Source organism: Aliihoeflea sp., assembly GCF_052435475.1.
Classification (GTDB): Bacteria; Pseudomonadota; Alphaproteobacteria; order Rhizobiales; family Rhizobiaceae; genus Aliihoeflea.
On sequence record NZ_JBQVMV010000023.1, the window covers coordinates 1 to 20,615 of the forward strand.

20 protein-coding genes are annotated in these 20,615 nt (G+C 65.1%); 6 read left to right on the top strand and 14 right to left on the bottom strand.

Annotated elements, in window-relative coordinates; translation table 11 throughout:
- Positions 1 to 321: 321 nt before the first annotated feature.
- Positions 322 to 723 (bottom strand): VOC family protein, encoded by a 402-nt coding sequence (locus ACT6QU_RS17845; protein ID WP_444565641.1) that lies wholly within the window; start codon positions 721 to 723, stop codon positions 322 to 324.
- A 16-nt stretch (positions 724 to 739) separates the two neighbouring features.
- Positions 740 to 1,093 carry a DUF1428 domain-containing protein gene (locus ACT6QU_RS17850; protein WP_444565642.1) on the bottom strand — a complete coding sequence of 118 codons (354 nt, stop codon included), beginning with the start codon at positions 1,091 to 1,093 and terminating at the stop codon, positions 740 to 742.
- 146 nt (positions 1,094 to 1,239) lie between these two features.
- Between ACT6QU_RS17850 and ACT6QU_RS17855 the strand changes: the two genes are divergently transcribed.
- Positions 1,240 to 2,853: a phospholipase D family protein gene (locus tag ACT6QU_RS17855; RefSeq protein WP_444565643.1), complete on the top strand. Its 1,614-nt coding sequence runs from the start codon at positions 1,240 to 1,242 to the stop codon at positions 2,851 to 2,853.
- Position 2,854: 1 nt separating this feature from the next.
- Here ACT6QU_RS17855 and ACT6QU_RS17860 read toward each other — a convergent pair whose 3' ends face one another.
- The 10 genes from ACT6QU_RS17860 to ACT6QU_RS17905 all read right to left on the bottom strand — a co-directional run bounded on the left by ACT6QU_RS17860 (position 2,855) and on the right by ACT6QU_RS17905 (position 12,416).
- The gene (locus ACT6QU_RS17860) at positions 2,855 to 3,331 is read right to left on the bottom strand and encodes an SRPBCC family protein (RefSeq protein ID WP_444565644.1); all 477 of its coding nucleotides are present in this window, start codon (positions 3,329 to 3,331) and stop codon (positions 2,855 to 2,857) included.
- A gap of 74 nt (positions 3,332 to 3,405) precedes the next feature.
- Positions 3,406 to 4,653 carry an RNA polymerase sigma factor gene (locus tag ACT6QU_RS17865; protein ID WP_444565645.1) on the bottom strand — a complete coding sequence of 416 codons (1,248 nt, stop codon included), beginning with the start codon at positions 4,651 to 4,653 and terminating at the stop codon, positions 3,406 to 3,408.
- Positions 4,650 to 5,033, bottom strand: coding sequence for a YciI family protein (locus tag ACT6QU_RS17870; protein ID WP_444565646.1), 384 nt, complete (start codon positions 5,031 to 5,033; stop codon positions 4,650 to 4,652). Before ACT6QU_RS17870 ends, ACT6QU_RS17865 begins: the two co-directional genes overlap by 4 nt.
- Before the next feature lie 155 nt (positions 5,034 to 5,188).
- Positions 5,189 to 5,617 carry a 30S ribosomal protein S16 gene (gene rpsP, locus ACT6QU_RS17875; protein ID WP_444565647.1) on the bottom strand — a complete coding sequence of 143 codons (429 nt, stop codon included), beginning with the start codon at positions 5,615 to 5,617 and terminating at the stop codon, positions 5,189 to 5,191.
- Positions 5,618 to 5,642: 25 nt separating this feature from the next.
- Positions 5,643 to 5,963: a chorismate mutase gene (locus ACT6QU_RS17880; protein WP_444565648.1), complete on the bottom strand. Its 321-nt coding sequence runs from the start codon at positions 5,961 to 5,963 to the stop codon at positions 5,643 to 5,645.
- Positions 5,960 to 6,496, bottom strand: a complete 537-nt coding sequence (locus ACT6QU_RS17885; RefSeq protein WP_444565649.1) for a GNAT family N-acetyltransferase — start codon at positions 6,494 to 6,496, stop codon at positions 5,960 to 5,962. Before ACT6QU_RS17885 ends, ACT6QU_RS17880 begins: the two co-directional genes overlap by 4 nt.
- The gene (gene ffh, locus ACT6QU_RS17890) at positions 6,493 to 8,067 is read right to left on the bottom strand and encodes a signal recognition particle protein (protein WP_444565650.1); all 1,575 of its coding nucleotides are present in this window, start codon (positions 8,065 to 8,067) and stop codon (positions 6,493 to 6,495) included. The genes ACT6QU_RS17885 and ffh overlap by 4 nt, the downstream gene beginning before the upstream one ends.
- Positions 8,068 to 8,304: 237 nt before the next feature.
- On the bottom strand, positions 8,305 to 10,419 hold the full coding sequence (locus ACT6QU_RS17895) for a catalase (protein ID WP_444565651.1): 2,115 nt from the start codon (positions 10,417 to 10,419) through the stop codon (positions 8,305 to 8,307).
- Between the two features lie 149 nt (positions 10,420 to 10,568).
- Entirely contained in the window at positions 10,569 to 11,471 is a 903-nt protein-coding gene (locus ACT6QU_RS17900; protein WP_444565652.1) for a hypothetical protein, read from the bottom strand.
- Positions 11,472 to 11,660: 189 nt separating this feature from the next.
- Positions 11,661 to 12,416 carry a Crp/Fnr family transcriptional regulator gene (locus tag ACT6QU_RS17905; RefSeq protein ID WP_444565653.1) on the bottom strand — a complete coding sequence of 252 codons (756 nt, stop codon included), beginning with the start codon at positions 12,414 to 12,416 and terminating at the stop codon, positions 11,661 to 11,663.
- 202 nt (positions 12,417 to 12,618) lie between these two features.
- On the opposite strand from ACT6QU_RS17905, the gene ACT6QU_RS17910 reads away from it, so the two are divergent.
- Together ACT6QU_RS17910 and ACT6QU_RS17915 are read left to right on the top strand one after the other, a co-directional pair.
- Entirely contained in the window at positions 12,619 to 14,934 is a 2,316-nt protein-coding gene (locus ACT6QU_RS17910; protein WP_444565674.1) for an FdhF/YdeP family oxidoreductase, read from the top strand.
- A 140-nt stretch (positions 14,935 to 15,074) separates the two neighbouring features.
- Positions 15,075 to 15,866, top strand: a complete 792-nt coding sequence (locus ACT6QU_RS17915) for a Crp/Fnr family transcriptional regulator (RefSeq protein ID WP_444565654.1) — start codon at positions 15,075 to 15,077, stop codon at positions 15,864 to 15,866.
- Between the two features lie 12 nt (positions 15,867 to 15,878).
- On the opposite strand, the gene ACT6QU_RS17920 is transcribed toward ACT6QU_RS17915, so the two are convergent.
- Complete coding sequence (locus ACT6QU_RS17920) at positions 15,879 to 16,424, bottom strand: sigma-70 family RNA polymerase sigma factor (protein ID WP_051375924.1); 546 nt, start codon at positions 16,422 to 16,424, stop codon at positions 15,879 to 15,881.
- A 239-nt stretch (positions 16,425 to 16,663) separates the two neighbouring features.
- Between ACT6QU_RS17920 and ACT6QU_RS17925 the strand changes: the two genes are divergently transcribed.
- Both ACT6QU_RS17925 and ACT6QU_RS17930 read left to right on the top strand, forming a co-directional pair.
- Positions 16,664 to 18,664 carry an acetoacetate--CoA ligase gene (locus tag ACT6QU_RS17925; protein ID WP_444565655.1) on the top strand — a complete coding sequence of 667 codons (2,001 nt, stop codon included), beginning with the start codon at positions 16,664 to 16,666 and terminating at the stop codon, positions 18,662 to 18,664.
- Between the two features lie 90 nt (positions 18,665 to 18,754).
- A complete protein-coding gene (locus ACT6QU_RS17930; protein WP_444565656.1) occupies positions 18,755 to 19,192 on the top strand; it encodes a hypothetical protein in 438 nt (145 codons plus the stop codon).
- A gap of 3 nt (positions 19,193 to 19,195) precedes the next feature.
- Here the strand turns inward: ACT6QU_RS17930 and ACT6QU_RS17935 are convergent, their stop codons facing one another.
- On the bottom strand, positions 19,196 to 19,567 hold the full coding sequence (locus ACT6QU_RS17935) for a septal ring lytic transglycosylase RlpA family protein (RefSeq protein WP_444565657.1): 372 nt from the start codon (positions 19,565 to 19,567) through the stop codon (positions 19,196 to 19,198).
- A gap of 211 nt (positions 19,568 to 19,778) precedes the next feature.
- Between ACT6QU_RS17935 and ACT6QU_RS17940 the strand changes: the two genes are divergently transcribed.
- On the top strand, positions 19,779 to 20,612 hold the full coding sequence (locus ACT6QU_RS17940; RefSeq protein ID WP_444565658.1) for a TIGR02587 family membrane protein: 834 nt from the start codon (positions 19,779 to 19,781) through the stop codon (positions 20,610 to 20,612).
- The last annotated feature ends 3 nt before the right edge of the window (positions 20,613 to 20,615 follow it).

The following is a 20,615-nucleotide window of genomic DNA, read 5'->3' on the forward strand; positions in this document are numbered from 1 at the left end:
TCGCATTGTGGCCGACCCTGGCCGATATCCACCCATCGCCAAACCCAAGCTGACCGCTCATCAAACCGCCTCCAAACTAAGACGACTGAATCACAATCAGCCAATTTTGCAACGATCTCCACAAGGGGGAGGGAGGCATCCACGTCGCACACCCTCCTTTAAACCGGGCGATGCATCGAAGGGCACGTACCCCGCCGGCGACTCCCTCCCCCCTTGTGGGGGTCCGAAGGACGGGCGAGACGCGTGGCTCGCCCAATAAAGGGTGGGGGTCCCTATCCGATCCCGAAGGATCGGATAGGGAACCAATAACCCAACCGCAGCTCACCCCTTCGGCGCCGGCCCCACCACCGCCCAATTGTGCCCGAACGGATCATCGAACGTCCCGTAGAGATCGCCCCAGAACGCCACCTCGAGCGGCATCTTCACCGTGCAACCCGCGGCTATCGCCCGGTCCCAGACCGCGCGCGCGTCGTCGACGATGATGTTCAGCGTGGTGCCCTGCGGCTCCACCCAGGGATAGCCATATTCCGGCATCGCGTCGGCGATCATCAGCGTGCCGCCATTGATCTTCAGTTCGCAGTGCATGATGCGCTTGCCGTCATCCATCAGCATGCGCTCGCCCTGTTCCTCGGCGCCGAGCGCGCGCTTGTAGAACTCGATGGCTGCCACCGCATCCTTCGACATCAGATGCGGCGTCACGCCCGGATAGTGATAGTCCGACATCGCTGCCTCCTCTGGTTCAGCGTTCGATGAACGTGTCGAAGCCGCCATAGATCATCCGCTTGCCGTCGAACTGCATGTTTTCCATAGCCGGCTTCATGCGCGGGTCCTCGAACACCTTCTTCATCACCTCGTCGCGCTTGGCCTTGTCGGGATAGGTCGCCCAGGCGAAGACGACGATCTCGTCGTCCTTGGCCTGCACGGCGCGCGGAAACGAGGTGAGTTCGCCATAGGGCACGTCCTCGGCGAGGGACTCGACATAGCTGGTCGCACCGTGCTCCATCCAGACATCGGCCGAAACGCGGGCGTGCTTCTTGTAGGCCTCGAGATTGGCCTTCGGAACGGAAAGCAGGAATCCGTCGACATAGCTCATGATTGTTCTCCTCTTTCATCGTGTTGCGACAGGATGACGAACGGCCGCGCCTTCTCCCGACACGGTCATCGGGAAATATTTCGCCACCCGCCCGGCCGGAACCGGAAGCGTGCGGAACGATTGTACTGCGGCGATCGGAGGAATGAATGCGCGCGAGCGGAAAATTGCTGGCCCTTGGCGCCGCGCTCGTCGCGGCCGCCGCCATCCGCCGCGCCTTCACGCTGCCGCAGCACGCCCTGCCCGAACCCGGCCCCGCCCCGGACGTCAGCCAGACGACCCTCGCCCGCATGACGCGGTCTTCGGTCGACGCACACCCGGGCCTCTCCGGCGTCTATCTCCTCGCCGACGGACCGGAAGCGTTCGCCACGCGCATGTCGCTCGCCCGCCAGGCCGAAAAGACGCTCGACCTGCAATATTACATCTGGCGCGGCGACCGCACCGGCACCATGCTCCTCGAAGAAGTGCTCGACGCCGCCGACCGAGGCGTTCGCGTCCGGCTTCTCCTCGACGACAACGGCATCGACGGCCTCGACCAGGTGTTGTTCGCGCTCGACCGCCATCCGCGCGTCGAGGTGCGGCTGTTCAATCCCTTCCCGGTCCGCTGGCCGAAGGTACTGGGCTACGTCTTCGACTTCCCGCGCCTCAACCGGCGCATGCACAACAAGAGCTTCACCGTCGACGGACAGGCGACGGTCATCGGCGGCCGCAACATCGGCGACGAATATTTCGGCGTCGCCGACGGCCCCCTCTTCGCCGATCTCGACGTCCTCGCCATCGGCCCGGCCGTGGACGAGGTGACGGCGCAGTTCGAGGATTACTGGAATGCGGCGTCTTCGTTTCCGGCGCGCCTGCTGTTGCGCCGGGTCGGCCCGCGCCATCTGCGCCGCCTGCGCAAGCGCAGCTCCATCGTCGAGCGCGACCCGACGGCGCGGCGCTATCTGAAGGCCGTGCGCGACCTGGAAATCGTGCGCCAGCTTGCCGAGGCGCGGTTGCCGATGGAATGGGCGAAGGTCTCGCTCCTGCACGACGATCCGGGCAAGGCGCTCGGCTATCTGCGCAAGGGCGAGGGCAGCGACGCACGGCTTTCGGGCCTCCTCGAAAACGCCATCGGCACGCCGAAACGCGAACTTGCCATCATCGCCGGCTACTTCGTGCCGGGCAAACGCGGCGTCGCCAATCTGCGCGCACTGAGAGCGCGCGGCGTCGACGTCTCGATCCTGACCAACGCCTATGAGGCGACAGATGTCGGCGCGGTCCACGCCGGCTACGCCCCCTATCGCCGGCAACTGCTGCGCGCCGGCATCCGCCTGTTCGAGATGTGCGACGGCGCGCGGCAGGCGCCCTCCCGGCGCGAGCGGCGCAAAGGTTCGCGGCTCGGCGTCTCGGGCCGCTTGCGCGGCTCGGGCAGCGGGTCCGCCTCGGCACTGCGCGCCGGCGCCTCGACCCTGCACGCCAAGACCTTCGCCGTCGACCGAGAGCGGCTTTTCGTCGGCTCGTTCAACTTCGACCCGCGCTCGATCGACTTGAATACCGAGATGGGCATCGTCATCGAATCGCCGCTTCTGGCCGGCCTCGTCGCCGACGCCTTCGACGATGTGGTGCCGGAGAACGCTTATGAGGTGGCGCTGTCCGAGCATCGCGGCCTCATCTGGAAGCGGCCCGACCTGTCGGCCCCGCTTCGGCGCGAACCCGGCATGGGGCTGCCCGATCGGCTGGCGATCGGCATCCTGAAGCGCCTCGACATCGAATGGCTGCTCTAGGTCAAAGCGTCTTCGCCAGTGCCTCGAGCTGATCCGCGCAGATGCCCCAGCCTTCGTGAAAACCCATCTTCTCGTGGTTTTCCTTGTCTTCCGCCCGCCAGTGGCGCGCCCGCGCCGTGTAGCGCGTCTTGCCGCCCTCGTCGGCGAAGGTGACGATCCCGGTGAAGAACGGCTTTTCGGACGGCACCCAGCCGGCCGTGTAGGCGTCGGTGAAAACGATCTTCTCGTTCGGCACGATTTCCAGATAGACGCCGTCATTCGGATATTCGTTGCCGTCCGGGTCGCGCATGACGATGAACGACCGGCCGCCAGGACGCGGATCGACCTCGGCCTTCGCGATCGTCCACGGCGCCGGCACGAACCATTTCGGCAGGAGCTCGGCGTCGGTCCAGCAGCGGAAGAGCGTCTCGCGCGGGGCGTCGAGAAGGCGGGTGAGGACGAGTTCGTGTTCGGTCTCGGCCTTGGGTTCGGGGGTCATGGCGGTCTCCTTCGTGATGTCTGATCCAAGGACGATCCGCAGCACCGCATACCGACATTCGGCAGACGAAAAATCTAGTGCGTCTTCGCCTGCATGCGGTCGAGATGACGGCGGATATGTGCCGCTTCGGCCGGATTGCGCGCCAGCGCGATTGCCCGGTCGAACGCCTCGCGCGCCTCGCGGCAGCGTTCGAGTTCGAGCAGCAGCCCACCGCGCAGGCCGTGATAGTTGAAATAGCCGGAAAGCCGGTCGCCGAGCGGTTCGATCAGGTCGAGCGCGGCCTGCGCGCCCTGCACCTTGGCAACCGCCACCGCCCGGTTGAGCGTGACGACCGGCGAGGGCTCAATGCGCTCCAGCATGCGGTAGAGGAGTTCGATCTCCGTCCAATCGGTTTCCGCCGCCGTCTTCGCGCGGGCATGGAGCGCGGCAATCGCCGCCTGGATCTGGTAGCTGCCGGGTTGGCGGTGGCGGAACGCCTTGTCGACCAGCGCGAGCCCCTCGCCGATCATCTTGGCGTTCCAGCGCGTGCGGTCCTGATCGTCGAGAAGGATGATTTCGCCTGCCGCATCGATGCGCGCTGCGATGCGCGAATTTTGAAGCAGGATCAGCGCCAGAAGCCCCATGATCTCGGGCTCGGTCGGAAAGATGCGCAAGAGCAACCGACCGAGCCGGATCGCTTCCTCGCACAGCACCGTCGCCGCCTGCCCCGCTTCCGGACGCGACGAATAGCCCTCGTTGAAGACGAGATAGATCATCGCCGCCACCGCACCGACGCGGCTCGACCGCGCAATGGCGTCCGGCGTCTCGAACTGCCGGCCGGATGCGGCGATCTTCGCCTTGGCGCGGGTGATCCGCTGCTCCATCGCGGCTTCCGAGACGAGAAACGCACGCGCGATCTGCGGGACGGTCAAGCCGGAGACGATGCGCAGCGCCAGCGCCACCTGGTGTTCCGCCGGCAACGACGGATCGGAGCAGACGAAGAGCAGTCGCAGGATGTCGTCGCGATAGTCCGCGCCGTCGAGACGTTCGGCGAGCGGCGTCTCGACATCGTCGAGGTCCGACAGCGCGGGCTCGTCCGGCAGCGCGACGAGGCGCTTGTCGCGCCGCACCGCGTCGATGCCGACATTGCGCCCGACGAAGATCAGCCACGCGGCCGGATCGCGAGGGGCGCCGTTCTTCGGCCAGTTCTTCAGCGCCCTCAGACACGCTTCCTGAAACGCCTCTTCCGCACGGTCGAGATCGCGGAAGTAGCGCAGCAGCGCACCGACCGCCTGCGGGCGGGCGGCGGACATCAGCGTTTCGATGGCGCGGGCGTCGGTCATGAAGCGTGATTGTCCTTGTCCCGCTCGCGCATGTAGCCGACCGGTCGGATTTCATAGGAGCCGCCGCCGGGATTGGCTTCGGCGAGATTTTTCGAGAAGGCGAGCGCCTCGTCGAGAGTGTCGAAATCGACGAGGTAGAAGCCGAGAAACTGCTCCTTGGTCTCGGCGAAGGGTCCGTCGATGACGAGCGGCTCGCCGCCCGCCTTGCGCAGCGTGGTGGCCGCGGTCGTCGGCAACAGGCGCGCGACGGGGCCGAGCCTGCCGGACCGCTCGACCGGCTGGAGCACGGCGTCGAGACGCGCCATGACGGCGTCGTCCTCTTCCTTGGTCCACTGGCCGACCGTGTCTTCATGGTTGTAGCAAAGAATGGCGTAGAGCATGTCCTGGCCTCGCGCGCTTGATGAAAAGACGAACGTCGACAGGCGTAGCCGACAGATATCGCTGCGGCAATTTCGAAAAATTTGCGTGGGAGCGCGCAAACAAAAACCCCGCCGGCAGGACCGGCGGGGCTTTTGAACTTTGCTGAAACGAAAGCTTACGAAGCGGCTTCTTCCGAAGTCTCTTCGGCGGCCGGTGCGTTGGCGGCTTCGGCTGCAGCAGCCTCGTCGGCCGCCTTCTTGGCGGCGGCGTCTTCCTCGGCCTTCTTCTGGGCGGCGACGCGCTCCTGGGCCTTCTGGCCGGGCTCGGCCTTCTTCGGGTTTTTGCGGGCTTCGCGCTTGACGATGCCGGCCTGGTCGAGGAAGCGCAGCACGCGGTCGGTCGGCTGGGCGCCGTGGTCGAGCCAATGCTGGATGCGCTCATTGTTGAGCTTCACGCGCTCGCCATCCTTAGGCAGCGTCGGGTTCCACGAGCCGACCTGCTCAATGAAGCGGCCGTCGCGCGGCGAACGGACGTCGGCGATGACGACGTGGTAGTAGGGGCGCTTCTTGGAGCCGGCGCGGGCGAGGCGGATTTTCAGTGCCATTTCAGTTCTCCTGGAAAAGTTGAATTCAAGCGTTTTCGTGTTTCTCAGAGGCGATCGCCTCGTGATGGCGGATGACCTCGCGGACGATGAAGTTCAAAAACTTCTCCGCGAAATCGGGGTCGAGATTGGCGTCGTCGGCAAGCCGGCGGAGCCGTTCGATCTGGGTCTTCTCGCGCGCCGGGTCGGCCGGCGGCAGGCCGTGCTCTGCCTTCAGCTTTCCGACCGCCTGCGTGCAGCGGAAGCGCTCGGCGAGCATGTGGATCAGCGCCGCGTCGATATTGTCGATCGAGGCGCGGTAGCCGGCGAGGAGGTCGCGCGCGCGTTGGGTGTCGGTAGCGTCGCTCATGCTGTTGTTCCCTTGTGACGCGCAAGAATCGTTTCGGGTGGCAGATGGCGGTACACCGGCATCATGCCGTAGGGCTTGAATTCGGCCTGACCGTCCCGCGTCGCCCCGAGCTTCTCGGCAACGCGAATCGACGGCAGGTTCGCATCGTCGATGCACGAGACGGCCGTCGTCCAGCCGAGCTCGCCATAGGCAAAGGCGAGCGCGCGAGCGGCGGCCTCGCCGGCATAGCCCTTGCCCTGAAATTGCGGAAAGACGATCCAGCCGATTTCTTCTTCCGGCCATCCCTCCGGAAACCATGGACCGACAATGCCGGCGAGGAGCCCCGTTGCCTTTTCCTCGACCGCAAATTCGCCATAGCCGCGTAAGGTCCACGAGCCTGCAATCGTTGCCAGCGAACGCCAGGCGGCCGGACGGTCCCGGGAGCCGCCGACGAAGTGCGCGGCATCGCTTGCGGCGAAAGCGGCGAACGGCTCGTAGTCGCCCGATTCTATGCCCCGCAGGATCAGGCGCTCGGTTTCAAGCCTCGGGATCATTTCTTGCCACCCTTGGGCAGCCCCGGCAAACCGCTCAATCCGGGCAGCCCGCCGCCACCCAGGCCCGGCAGGCCACCCGGCAGGCCCTTGCCCAGACCGGACGCTTGAACCTGCTTCTGCAGGGCTTCGAGCTGCTTGGGGTCCATCTTGGAAAGGTCCGGCATGCCGCCGCCCCCCAGGCCACCAAGTCCGCCCATGCCACCCATGCCGCCAAGCCCCATCTTGGACGCCATGCCGCCCATCAGGCCGCGCATCATGCCGCCGCCCTTGCCCTTGCCGCCCATGGCTTTCATCATGTCGGCCATCTGGCGGTGCATCTTCAAAAGCTTGTTGATCGCCGCCGCATCCGTGCCGGAACCGGCAGCGATGCGCTTCTTGCGCGAATGCTTCAAGAGGTCCGGATTGCCGCGCTCGGCCTTGGTCATCGACTGGATGATGGCGATCTGGCGGGCGAAGGTCTTGTCGTCGAAACCGGCGGTCGCGATCTGGTCCTTCATCTTGCCCATGCCGGGCATCATGCCCATGATCCCGCCCATGCCGCCCATCTTCTGCATCTGGCGAAGCTGGTCGGCGAGGTCGTCGAGATCGAACTTGCCGGCCTGCATCTTCTTCGCCATCGCCTGCGCCTTTTCGGCGTCGATGGTCTCGGATGCGCGTTCGACGAGCGAGACGATGTCGCCCATGCCGAGAATGCGGTCGGCGATACGCTTGGGATAAAACTCCTCCAGCGCATCCATCTTTTCGCCGGTGCCGATCAGCTTGATCGGCTTGCCGGTCACGGCGCGCATCGAAAGCGCGGCACCGCCGCGCCCGTCGCCGTCCATGCGGGTCAGGACGAGGCCGGTGATGCCGACGCGGCTGTCGAAATTCTGCGCGAGGTTCACCGCGTCCTGGCCGGTCAGCGAATCCGCGACCAGCAGGATTTCGTGCGGCTTGGCGACGGCCTTGATCTCGGCCATCTCGGCCATCAGCGGCTCGTCGATATGGGTGCGGCCGGCCGTGTCGAGAATGACGACGTCATGCCCGCCGAGCTTGGCCGCCTGTACCGCGCGCCGCGCGATGTCGACCGGCGACTGGCCGGCGACGATCGGCAGTGTGGCAACCTGCGTCTGCTCGCCGAGCTGGCGCAATTGCTCCTGCGCGGCCGGGCGGCGCGTGTCGAGCGAGGCCATCAGGATCTTCTTGCCCTGGCGCGCGGTCAGCCGCTTGGCGATCTTGGCCGAGGTCGTCGTCTTGCCCGAGCCCTGCAGGCCGACCATCATGATGACGACGGGCGCCGGCGCGTTGAGATCGATGGTCGCGCCTTCCGCGCCCAGCATCTCGACCAGCTCGTCATGGACGATCTTGACGACCATCTGGCCGGGCTTGATCGACTTCAGCACTTCCGCGCCGACGGCCTTCGCCTTGACCTTGTCCGTGAAGGACCGCACGACTTCGAGCGCGACGTCGGCCTCGATCAACGCACGGCGAACCTCGCGCAGCGCCGCCGAGACATCTGCCTCGGAAAGCGCGCCGCGGCCCGTCAGGCCGTTCAGGATGGAGCCAAGCCGCTCCTGAAGTGATTCAAACATCCACCGTCCTTTATTCTCGTGCGTCGTCGCCCGAGAGGTAGTGCGTGCCGCGCCGAAACCCAACAGCCAAAGCAGAACGACACCCGGGGGCGCATGGCGCTGCCGGGTGTTGACCTCCGGGATCGGCCCTCCCACTTTAAAAAAGGGTGCCCCGGTCGGCTGCTCGGAGTTGTCACTCGTCGCGGAAACTGGGGCCTTTGACCCCAATTTCGCACCAGAGTCAAGTTTTGGCGGGTCTCACAGCTTGACCTTCGCTTCGCGCGCCCAGAGGCGCAGCTTCCGGCACGCCTCGACGAAGCTCTGCCAGTCGCTGCCCGAACCGATCGCGATCACGCCCTCGTCCGGCTCGACGCCGGCCTTGTCGAGCAGCGGCTGCGCCGCCTCGACATGGGCGATGAACTTGCAATGCGCAAAGGCGTCGGCGACGAAATCGCGCGCTGCGGCTTCCTTGAGCAACTGCTCGACGCCTTCCGGACTGACGATCAGGGCAACCGCGTCGTAGAGGACAGATGGCCCGCCATCGATCATCTGCTTGCCTTCGATCAGCGAGCCATCCGACGCCTCGACGCCGCCGACCTTCGGCGCGACGATCTCCATCTTCGCGCCTTCCTTTGTCAGCGCCGCGTCGAGTGCCTTGACCAGCTTCGCGTCGCAGCCATCCGTGACAAGCACGCCGACCTTGCGACCCTTGAAGCTTTCCGGCCCGTTCCTGACGATCGACAGCCGCTCCGACGGCTCCAAATCGTCGCGCGGCGCAACCGCCGCATCGGCGGGCTTCGGCAGCTTCTTCATGCCGAGCTTTTCCGCGACCTTGGTCGCCAGCGTTTCGTCGATGTTGAGAAGGTGCGACACGACGCGCTCGCGGATGACCGTCGTCTCGACCTTGGAAAGCTCAAACGTCAGCGCCATCGCGATATGGTTCTGCTCCACCTCGGTCTGGCTGGAATAGAACTGCCGGGCCTGGCTGTAGTGATCGGCAAAGCTCTCCGCGCGCAGCCGCACCTTCGGCCCCTCGACCTCTTCGCGATAGGAGCGGTGTCCGCGCGCCGGATGCTCGCGCGGACCTTCGCCCCACGAGTTGGGCTGGTAGTTCACCCGCCCGGCCGGGTTGCGCATCGCCATGTGCCCGTCCTGCTGGAAATGATGGAACGGGCATTTCGGTGCGTTGATCGGCAGATGCGTAAAGTTGGTCGAACCGAGGCGCTTCAACTGCGTATCGAGATAGGAGAAGTTGCGTCCCTGCAGGAGCGGATCGTTGGAGAAATCGATCCCGGGCGGCACGTTCTGCGTCATGAACGCGACCTGCTCGGTCTCGGCGAAAAAATTGTCCGGCATCCGGTCGAGCACGAGCCGGCCGACCGGGATCGGTTCGAGGATTTCCTCCGGGATCAGCTTGGTCGGGTCCAGCACGTCGAAGTCGAAGCTGTCCGCGAACTCCTGGTCGAAGAGCTGCACGCACAGCTCCCATTCGGGAAAGTCGCCGGCCTGGATCGCGTCCCAGAGATCGCGCCGGTGGAAATCCGGGTCCGCGCCGTTGATCTTGACCGCCTCGTTCCAGACCACCGATTGCAGGCCGAGCTTGGGCTTCCAGATGAACTTGACGAAGGTCGACTCGTCCTCGGCGTTGAGGAACCGGAACGTGTGGACGCCGAACCCTTCCATGAAGCGGAACGAACGCGGTATCGCGCGGTCGGACATGACCCACATGATCATGTGCATGCTTTCCGGCGTCAGCGAGATGAAGTCCCAGAAATTGTCATGCGCCGACTGCGCCTGCGGGAAGCCGCGATCGGGTTCGGGCTTCACCGAGTGGATGATGTCGGGAAACTTGATTGCATCCTGGATGAAGAAAACCGGGATGTTGTTGCCGACGATGTCCCAGTTGCCTTCCTGCGTGTAGAGCTTTACCGCGAACCCCCGCACGTCGCGCGCGAGGTCGAACGAGCCCTTGGAACCGGCGACGGTCGAGAACCGCACGAAGGTGGGCGTCTTCTCGCCCGCGCGCTGGAAGATGTCGGCGCGGGTATATTTCGCCAGCGACTCATAGGTCTCGAAATAGCCGTGCGCGCCATAGCCGCGCGCGTGGACGACGCGCTCGGGAATGCGCTCATGGTCGAAGTGGAAGATCTTTTCGCGAAAATGGAAGTCTTCGATCAGCGAAGGGCCGCGCTCGCCATATTTCAGCGTGTTCTGGTCGTCGGCGACGGGCCCGCCCTGCGCGGTCGTCAGGAGCGGCGTGTCGCCATCGGCGATCTGGTGCAACTCCCCGCCATTTCCGCGAACCAGCTTCTGGTCGTGGATCGCCGCTTCGCCCTGCCGGACGGACTTCGTCGAACTGCGCGCCTTGGCCATGATTTTCCCCTTGAGATCGATTGCGTCGCGCCGAAACGGCACGCTGGCCTAACAAGGGTTCAGGTCAGATGTTCCGGCCAGGCCGGACATGAAAAACGCCGCCCCGGCGAACCGGGACGGCGTCGTGTCACGAAGCAGATCGCCTCAACTTACCAAGGGCGGACCCAGCCCTGGATGATCGTCTGCTTGTCGCGGTGATTGCCGCCGAGAACGGCGCCGAAATAGGCGGCGGCGGCGGAGATCAGCAGCGAGGCAGCGGTGATGAAGGCCGCGATCATGCCGATGCGTCGTGCCTGGTCGGCGGTTTCACGCGCAGTGGCCTCGAGTTCCTGGGCCTGCGCCCAGACTTCGTCGACACGGGCCTGCGCTTCGGCTTCCTCGACGCCGGTACGGGCAGCGACGACGCTCGCCAGATAAGCGCGATCGTCCTCGAAGAGCTCGCCATCGGTGACGGCGGTGACGAGGATGCGGCCGACTTCCGAACGCAACTCTTCATTGGCCGTGTCGGTTGCGGTGCCCGGACGCAGCAGGCGATCCGTCAACAGCGCATTGGGGTCGATTTCCTCGACCAGCGTCGCGGCACCCGAAGCAGCGCCGCCGACGGCATTGCCGATGGCGTTGGTCGCCGAGCCGAGCACGGCCGACGCGCTGGAAAAGGCCAGCACAGCGCCGACGAGGACGCCGAGGCCCCAGACCAAAAGGCCGTGCGAGCCGTCGCGGATGTCGGACTCGTCTTCGGTGGCATCGTAGTTGCGGCGGCGAAGGCGACCTGTCAGGTAGCCGCCCGCCATGAACGACGACACCTGTACCCAGAGCAGCCAAAGAGCAGCGGCGATGGCGAAGCCGACGAGCGACATGCCCGAGCCTTCATAGGCCGAGCTGAAAGTCAGGCCGAGCGCCGAACCGAATGCGAGGAGGACGAAGGAGATGGCGGAAGCCAGGACCGTGCCGCCGATGATGGCAGCCCAGTCGACATAGGACTTCTCGTCGCCGGTCGCGATTGCAGTCGCGCCGACGGGCGGCGTCGGGGCCGCGCCGTAATCTGGATTCATGATACGTCTCCGGGTGGGCGCTTAGCGCAGGCCGAGAAGGGACAGAAGGAACAGGACGACCACGACGAGGCCGACGAGATAGATGATGCCGTGCATATTGGGCTCCCAAGCGTTCAGTTGCTTCGGATCAACACGCGAATGTGACCTTCGTTCCCTTGCCGCCACAAAATCGCCACCTGGGCGCCAGGCTCAGGCGCCGACGGCCGATATGGGCTGGCGCTTGGTGATCGTCCCCTTGCTCTCGTCGAGATGAAGGTAGAGCGGATCGAACAGGGCAAAGGCCGCGAGCTGGTCGACGTCGAGGATCGTCAGCATCTGGCCGTCGAAGGTGATCAGGCGCCGCTTGCGCAGTTCCTGCAGCACGCGGTTGACGTGGACGACCGACAGGCCGGACATTTCCGCAAGATCCGTCTGGCGAAGCGGCAGCGGCACGCTGTTGCCTTCGACCAGCCCGACCGCCCGGGCCCGGTGATGGATTTCGCAGAAGATGTGCGCGATCCGCTCCGCAGCGGTGCGCTGGCCCATGCTGAGGAGCCACTCGCGGCTGATCGATTCCTCGACCAGCGTCGCCCACCACAGCGCCCGCATGATGCGCGGATAGCGGTCCGTCATGTCGAGGATGCGCTGCTCTGAAATGACGCGGACGGCAACTTGCGTCAGCGCGGCGATCGAATGATCCATTCGCTTGAGAACGAAGACGCGCAGGTCGCAGATGTCGCCGGCAACGAAATAGCCCAGGATTTGCCGTCGCCCGTCCGGTAGCGCCTTATAGCGGATGGCGTAGCCTTCGACGATCAGGTTGACGCCTGTCGGATTGTCGCCCTCCCGGATGATGTCCTGGCGCGGGCCGACCATCACCGGCAGGTCGGAAAGCGTGCCCAGCGCGCGTCGCTCCTCATCGGTGAATTGGCTGAAATGCTCCAGCTTGCGGATCAATGCGTCCATTGGCCCTCTCTCCGGTTTGCGCGTTTTTTATGAGTTGCTGAAACGACCTTACGCGCAAATGGTTCGAGCCCCAAATCCTCGGGAACAATTTCGAAGCCGCGCGGATTGCCCCTTGAGATCACCGGGAAGCCGAGGAGTGTCACATGCAACCCAATCACGCACGGACGAAGCGGGGCGCCGGACACGGCCGGGCGACGGCATCGTGACCGACCGCAGGACCGATGGGGACCGGCACCGGGTAAAGATCGAGCCCTACGACCAGCCCGCCGGCGGCTGGGGCTCGATGAAATCGCTTCTGCGTCATCTGAAGCGCAACGGCCGAATGATCGACGGTCCGGCAATTCTGGCGAAGCAGAACAAACCGGACGGTTTTTCCTGCGTCTCCTGCGCCTGGGCCAAGCCCGCCAAACCCCATGTCGCCGAGTTTTGCGAGAACGGCGCCAAGGCGACATTGTGGGAACTGACCGACAAGCGCACGACGCCGGAATTCTTCGCCCGCCACACGGTCTCCGAACTGCTTGGCTGGAGCGATTTCGATCTCGAGGCCGAGGGCCGGCTGACCCATCCGATGCGCTACGATGCGGCGACCGATCGCTATGTCGAGACTAACTGGCAAAGCGCCTTCTCCGCCATCGGCGCCGAACTCAGGCGCCTGCGCGCCGTCGATCCGAAATCGGTCGTCTTCTACGCCTCGGGTCGCGCGTCGCTCGAAACGTCCTACGCCTATTCGCTGCTTGCCCGCATGTTCGGCAACAACAACCTGCCCGACAGTTCCAACATGTGCCACGAAAGCACGTCCGTCGGCCTGAAAGCCGCGATCGGCGTTCCGGTCGGCACGGTCCTACTGGATGATTTCGAGCGGACCGACTGCATCTTCTTCTTTGGCCAGAACGTCGGCGCCAACAGCCCGCGCATGCTGCACAATCTGCAGGAAGCGTCGGAGCGCGGTGTGCCGATCGTCTCGTTCAACCCGCTGCGTGAGCGCGGGCTCGAAGCCTTCGTCAATCCGCAGCGCCCGTTGCAGCTTGCGACCAACCGTCCGACGCGCATCTCGTCGAATTACTATCAGCTCCGTGCCGGCGGTGACATCGCGGCGATCGCCGGCATGGCGAAGGCGCTCGTGGAGATGGATTGCGCCGACCCGTCGGCCGGCGTCATCGACCACGCCTTCCTCAAGGAGCACACCGCCGGCGCCGACGAGTGGCTTTCCTGGCTGGACGAGATCGACTGGACCGACATCGAAACCAACAGCGCGCTTTCCCGCGGCGACCTCACCGAGGCAGCCCGCATCTACGCATCTGCGCGGTCGGCCATCCTGATCTATGGCATGGGCCTGACCCAGCACCGGCTGGGCGTCGACAATGTCCGCATGATCGCCAATCTGGCGCTGATGCGCGGCAATATCGGCCGGCCGGGCGCCGGCCTTTGCCCGGTGCGCGGGCACTCCAACGTTCAAGGGCAGCGCACGGTCGGCATTGCCGACCGGCCGGACCTCGTTCCGCTCGACCGCCTTGCCGCACAATACGGCTTCGAGCCGCCGCGCGAGCGCGGGCTCGACACGGTTTCGGCCTGCGAGGGCGTGATCGACGGCTCGGTCAAAGCCTTCATCGGCCTCGGCGGCAATTTCGTCCGCGCCGTGCCCGATCGCAACCGCATCGAACCCGCCTGGCGCAATCTCGACCTGTCGGTGCAGATCGCGACCAAGCTGAACCGCGCACACCTCATCACCGGCCGCGCAAGCTATCTGCTGCCCTGCCTTGGCCGCACAGAGATCGACCGTCAGGCAACCGGCGAGCAGGTGGTGACCATCGAGGACAGCCTGACCTCGATCCATGCCTCGCGCGGGCAGGAAGAGCCGGCGAGCGAGCACCTGCTGGCCGAAATGAGCATCGTCGCCGGAATTGCCCGGGCGACGCTCGAGCCCAATCCCAAGCTCGACTGGGATGCCTGGGCGGCCGATTACGGCCTCGTGCGCGACGCTATCGAGGCAACCTACCCGGACCAGTTCGCCGACTACAACCGGCGCATGTTCACCCCCGGCGGCTTTCCCCGCCCCCTGTCTGCCCGAAAGCGCGAGTGGGACACCAAAACCGGCAAGGCGAATTTTGCCGTACCGTCGGCGCTCGATGCGAGTTTCGCCGCCGGTTCCGGCGACGACGTCTTCCGGCTGATGACCCTGCGGTCGAACGACCAGTTCAACACCACGGTCTATGGCTATCGCGACCGGTTCCGCGGCATTGAGGGCACACGTGACGTGGTCCTGATGAACAGCGCAGACATTGCGGCACTTGGCCTTGCGGCGGACGAGACCGTCGCCTTGGAGGCCGCTACCGGCGACGGCGTCGATCGGCAACTGCCGGGCCTGCGGGTCGTCGCCTACGACATCCCGCGCGGGTGCGTCGGTGCCTACTATCCCGAAGCCAACGTGCTGGTGCCACTTTCCCAGCGCGCCGAGGAAAGCCACGTTCCGGCCGCGAAATCTGTCCCGGTGCGCATTCGAAGCCTGCGGCAACACTGAACGACTTAGCTTATTGTTTGAGGAAGCGATTCAGGCGGCGAATAGTTGAGTATCGACTAACAAATGTAAAAGCCTGCTCATTCAGACTTCGCTAAAGCGAATAGCCTTCCTGCGCAATGGTGTCGCAGGAGCCTTGATTTGTGCGGCCAGGTCTCAATTTGCTCGATGTTCTTCTTCTGAAATTCGGCCGTCGGGGCCACGACTACGCACCCATCGCCGGTTTGGCGCAGTTCGGCTTGCGCGATCGCCAGTTCAGCCAGGATCAGGACCTGACCCGCGAGGGCGATCGTTCCGCCAACGTGATGCTTCTGACGGAGGGGTTGGCCGCGCGCTACAAGCTGCTGTCGAGCGGTCGCCGCCAGATCACGACGCTTCTCGTTCCCGGTGATTTCCTGGACCTCTCGAGCTTCCTCGTCCCGCGCCGCGATTTCGGCGTCGTCGCCGTCACGAATTGCCGGACCGTCGTGATCGAACACGACCAGTTGCGCCGCGTCTGCGAGGCCAATCCGGCAGCGACGCATCTGCTGTGGACCGAAACCTCCATCGAAGCCGCGATCCAGCGCGAATGGCTTGTATCGATGGGCCGGCGTTCGGCCAAGGGACAGATGGCGCATTTGTTTTGCGAACTGATGGTGCGCCTTGCCGCCGTCGGCCGCAGCGAGGCGGCGGCATTCCACCTGCCCCTGACCCAGAACGAACTGGCCGACGTGCTCGGCCTGTCCCCGGTTCACGTCAACCGCGTCCTCAAGGAATTGCGCCATGACGGCGTGATCGCCTGGACCAACTACTGGATCGAGATCCTCGATTGGCCGGGGCTGGCCGAGATCGCCGAGTTCAATCCGGCCTATCTCGGGCTCGAATCGCCGGTGCTCGCCCGCAGGAACGGCCCGGCACGCGCGCAGGACACAGCCACCACGACACCCGCCAAGTAACGGACGGACGGTTCAGCCGTAGGTCGGCGCCCTGACGGGGCTGGTCGACGGCAGATGCGCGTCCGCCTCGACCGAGGCGCGCGCGTCGATCTCGCCGATCTCGACGAGCAGCTTTGCCCGGGCGCGGTTGAGCCGGCTCTTGATCGTCCCCATCGCGCATCCGCAGATCTGCGCCGCCTCCTCATAGGAGACGCCGAGCACGCCGATCAGCATGATGACCTCGCGCTGCTGTTCGGGCAGCCGCTCGAGCGCACCGCGAATTTCATGTCCCCGCGCCGACCATTCCTGCGTGGCGAGCACGGCCGGGCGGCCGGCGGCGTCGTCGGCGAGCGCGGGCGCCTCGCGCCCGGTCTTGCGGATCTTGGTGTAGAAGCTGTTGCGCATGATCGTGAACAGCCACGATTTCATCGCCGTTCCCGGCTGGAACTGATGGATGTTGGCGATGGCCTTGGTCAGCGTTTCCTGCACCAGATCGTCGGCATCGCTGACATCGCGGTGGAAAGTGCGGGCAAATGCGCGCAGTGCGGGGATGAGTCCGACGACTTCGCGGCGCGACATTTCCGAGCTCGAAAGATCAGACGATCGGTCAAGTTCACCGGCCGCTGTCGGCATTCGCTGGCTCCGTCCCTGTCAATGCGCACGGGCACGATGCTCGTGCGAGCAAGCCCACGGGCAGAAATGTTCCACCGCCCAGATCGTTCCAGTCGCGGCAGACGATTTCGATGATTCCGACGCCCGTTCCTCTGGCAATATCCGCACGCCCTCCCTAATCTCCGGCACGATCAGGGAGGATCGCCGTGACTGCACCTTTTCGGCCGCTGATGGCCATCTATCGCGACTGGCTGGAGGAACGGCACGGCCTGTCCTTTGCCGACAATCAGGCCATGTGGGAATGGTCGACGACCGATCTCGACGCATTCTGGCAATCCATCTGGGATCATGACGGCGTTCATTCGCCGACACCGCACGCAGCCGTCCTGGCCGAGGACCGGATGCCGGGCGCGGTCTGGTTTCCCGGCGCGACGCTGAATTATGCCCATCAGGTGTTCCGACACTGCGAAGAGGCGGACGCGGCCGGCCAGCCGGCGATCGTCGCCGCCGACGAACGCGGCAACCGCACCGACTTGTCCTGGACCGAACTGAAGCGTCGCACGGCATCGCTTGCCGCCACCTTGCGAGACATGGGCGTCGGACGGGGCGATCGCGTGGCGGCCTATCTGCCCAATTTGCCCGAAACCGTCATCGCCTTCCTCGCCACCGCCTCCATCGGCGCGGTCTGGAGCGTCTGCGCACCCGACATGGGCACCCGCGCGGTCATCGACCGCTTCCAGCAGATCGAGCCCAAAGTGCTGATCGCGGCCGACGGTGTCTTCTATGCCGGCCGCGCGCTCGACCGGTCCGGCGAGATCGAGGAAATCCGCAACGCCCTGACAAGCCGTCCGAAACTGATCCTGAAGGAGAGCGGCTACGCTTCGGTGGAGCTTCCGCACGATCTGACGCTCAACGACGCCCTCGCCCGGGACGATGCGGCAACGCAGGCCTTCGCGCCCGATTTCGTGCCCTTCGACCACCCCCTCTGGATCGTCTATTCCTCCGGCACGACCGGCAAGCCCAAGGCGCTCGTCCACAGCCATGGCGGCATCATCCTCGCCGTCTATGCCGCGCTCAAGCATCTCGACATCGGTCCCAGCTACGCGCCCAATTCGCTCGGCGAGCGCTTCCACTGGTATTCGAGCACCGGCTGGATCATGTGGAACTGCCAGGTCAACGGCCTTCTGGGCGGCACCACGATCTGCCTTTTCGACGGTTCGCCGAGCGGACCCCGGGACGCGCCGGACTGGGGCACGCTCTGGCGTTTCGTCGCCGAGACGCGCGTGACGATGTTCGGCGCCGGCGCCGCCTATTTCGGCAATTGCATGAAAGCGGGGCTGGACCCGGCCGCCGCCGGCGACCTGTCTGCCGTGCGCGCGCTGGGCTCGACCGGCTCGCCGCTTCCCGAAGCCGTCCAGAACTGGGGCACCGAGGCGTTCGCGCGGATGGGAAGGCCCGACATCTGGTGGTCGAACATTTCCGGCGGCACCGACATTTGCGGACTCTGGATCGCCGGCAACCGCGAACTGCCGCTGGTGCCGGGCCGGATGCAGTGCCGCCAGCTTGGCGCGCGCGTCGAGGCCTGGAACGAAAACGGCGAGAGCCTCGTCGGTGAGGTCGGCGACCTCGTCTGCGCGCGCCCGTTTCCGTCCATGCCGGTGTTCCTCTGGGGCGACCCGGACGGCAAGCGCTATCTCGATTCCTATTTTGACATGTTCCCCGGCATCTGGCGGCACGGCGACTGGCTGTCGATCGGCGCGGACGGAAGCTGCGTGATCTATGGCCGTTCGGACGCGACGATCAACCGGCACGGCTTGCGGATCGGCACGAGCGAAATCTACTCCGCCGTCGAGGACGTGCCTGAAATCCTCGACTCCATGCTGATCGACCTTGAATATCTCGGACGTGAGAGCGAGATGCTGCTTTTCGTCATGCCCCGCCCGGGCGAGACGGTGGATGCCGCGCGGATCAAGGCGGCGATCCGGCAGGCGGTCTCGCCGCGTTTCGTGCCCGACCGGGTGATCGAGGCGCCGGCCGTACCACGCACCCTTTCGGGCAAGAAGCAGGAGGTCCCCATCCGCCGCCTCTTTCTGGGCCACCCGCTCGAAAAGATCATCTCGCGCGAGACGATGGCCAACCCCGAATGTTTGGATTTCTACGTAGCCGAAGCACAGGGCAGGCTCGAAGGCGAACGCAGGGCAGGCTGACCTCCGGACGAATCAATCGGAAACTCTTCGTGATTTCATTGGAACCGCGAGGGGGGCAGGACGTTTTCCCGGCCAGAAGACGACTGCTGCATGGCAGCCCCCGATTGGAAGGCCGAACAGATGATCCCGACGACCCGCACCGCCAAGCTCGCAGCACTCGCCCTGGCCTCGGCAATCGCCCTGCCGGCAGTCGCCGGCGCCGTCGTCCTTCCCGATCTCGGCCCGGTCCCGATGCCGCGCCCGGCGGTGGAGGCGAGTGCCCCCGTTGCCGCCGCGCCGCTCGCCCCGCGCGAAGTCGTCCGCATTTCCACCAATGCGCAGGAAATCCCCAATGCGCGGCGCGATGTCCGCGTCGTCGGCGCGAATTTCCTGCCGGACGCCAGCGAGGAAATCGACTTCTCGCGCTCCGGCGAGCAGAACTTGGCTGCCGTCGGCTATGCGGAATGGTTCGTCATGACGACGGTGCAGCGCATGTTCGAAACCCCGCAAGAAGACGAGACGCTTCAGGTCGCGTCGAACGAGCAGTAAGTCTTACAAGACTTCGAGCTTAACGCGGGCAACACCCTGGTTGATCATGCCGACCGCCTGCGCAGCGCCGCGCGACAGATCGATGACGCGCTTGCCGACGAACGGCCCGCGATCATTGATGCGCACCACGACGGCCTTGCCGTTGCGCTCGTTGATAACACGCACCTTGGTGCCGAAGGGCAGCGTCTTGTGAGCCGCCGTCAGTTCGTTCATGTCGTAGCGCTCGCCATTGGCCGTCGTCCGGCCGTGGAACTTACCGCCATACCAGGACGCCGACCCGGTGATCGTCTGCAGGACTTCGATCTTCTCGTCGGCTTTGGCAGCCACGCCCGAGAATCCGACAATCGATGCGATGAAGACGGCCCGCGCCGTCATGGACAAAACCCCGGCACGCGCAGTTCTGGAATGGAACATTTCTTGAAGACCCCGGTTAACTGGATGTTTACGGCTACGTTTCACGGGGGTGTGAACTGGCGGGCGGGTTTGACCAGAGCTTGAGACTCATGGGGCGATTCCAAGGCCATTTCCGGGCATCGATGCTGTGTGCAGGGCGCCTGCCCTTGCGGCAGGGCAGCGACGTTTCGGCATGACTACTTCCAGGCGCACCCATCCTGAAACGCCCGGCTTTCTGCGCGATGCAGGCCGCGCGATCGGCGGCGCGCTCGTCTTTTCGCTGCCGATGCTGATGACGATGGAAATGTGGCAGCTCGCCTACACGATGGATGCGTGGCGGCTGGCCGTGCTCGTCGCCGTCGCGGTGCCGCTGCTGGTCGGGTTGTCCCATGTCATCGGCATCGAGGATCGGCGCAACCTCACCGATACTGCCATGGACGCCTTTTTCGCGCTCGGCATCGCGGCCTTTACGAGCGCTGTCGTCCTGACGATGCTCGGCGTCCTTGCGCCCGGCATGTCGGCCGACGAGATCGCGGGCAAGATCGCCATCCAGTCCGTGCCGGCGGCGATCGGCGCGCTTCTGGCCCGCAGCCAGCTAGGTGACGCGGATGATGACGCGCTCGACGAGCGCGAGGAGACCTATGGCGGGGAACTCTTCCTGATGGCGGTGGGCGCACTCTTCCTCGGTTTCAACCTCGCGCCGACCGAGGAGATGATCCTTATTTCCTACCAGATGAGCGAATGGCACGCGATCGCGCTGATCGCCATCTCGGTCGCCGCCATGCACGGCTTCGTCTTCGCGGTCGAGTTCAAGGGCGGCAGCGAACTCTCCGAGGAGACGCCCTGGTGGAGCGCGCTGTTGCGGTTCACCCTTCCGGGCTACGCGATCGCCGCTTTGATTTCGCTGTTCCTGCTCTGGGTCTTCGGCCGCACAGACGGGCTCGGGCTTGAAATGATCGTCATGGCCGTGGTCGTCCTCGCTTTTCCCAGCGCCATCGGCGCGGCAGCCGCCCGCCTGATCCTGTGAGTT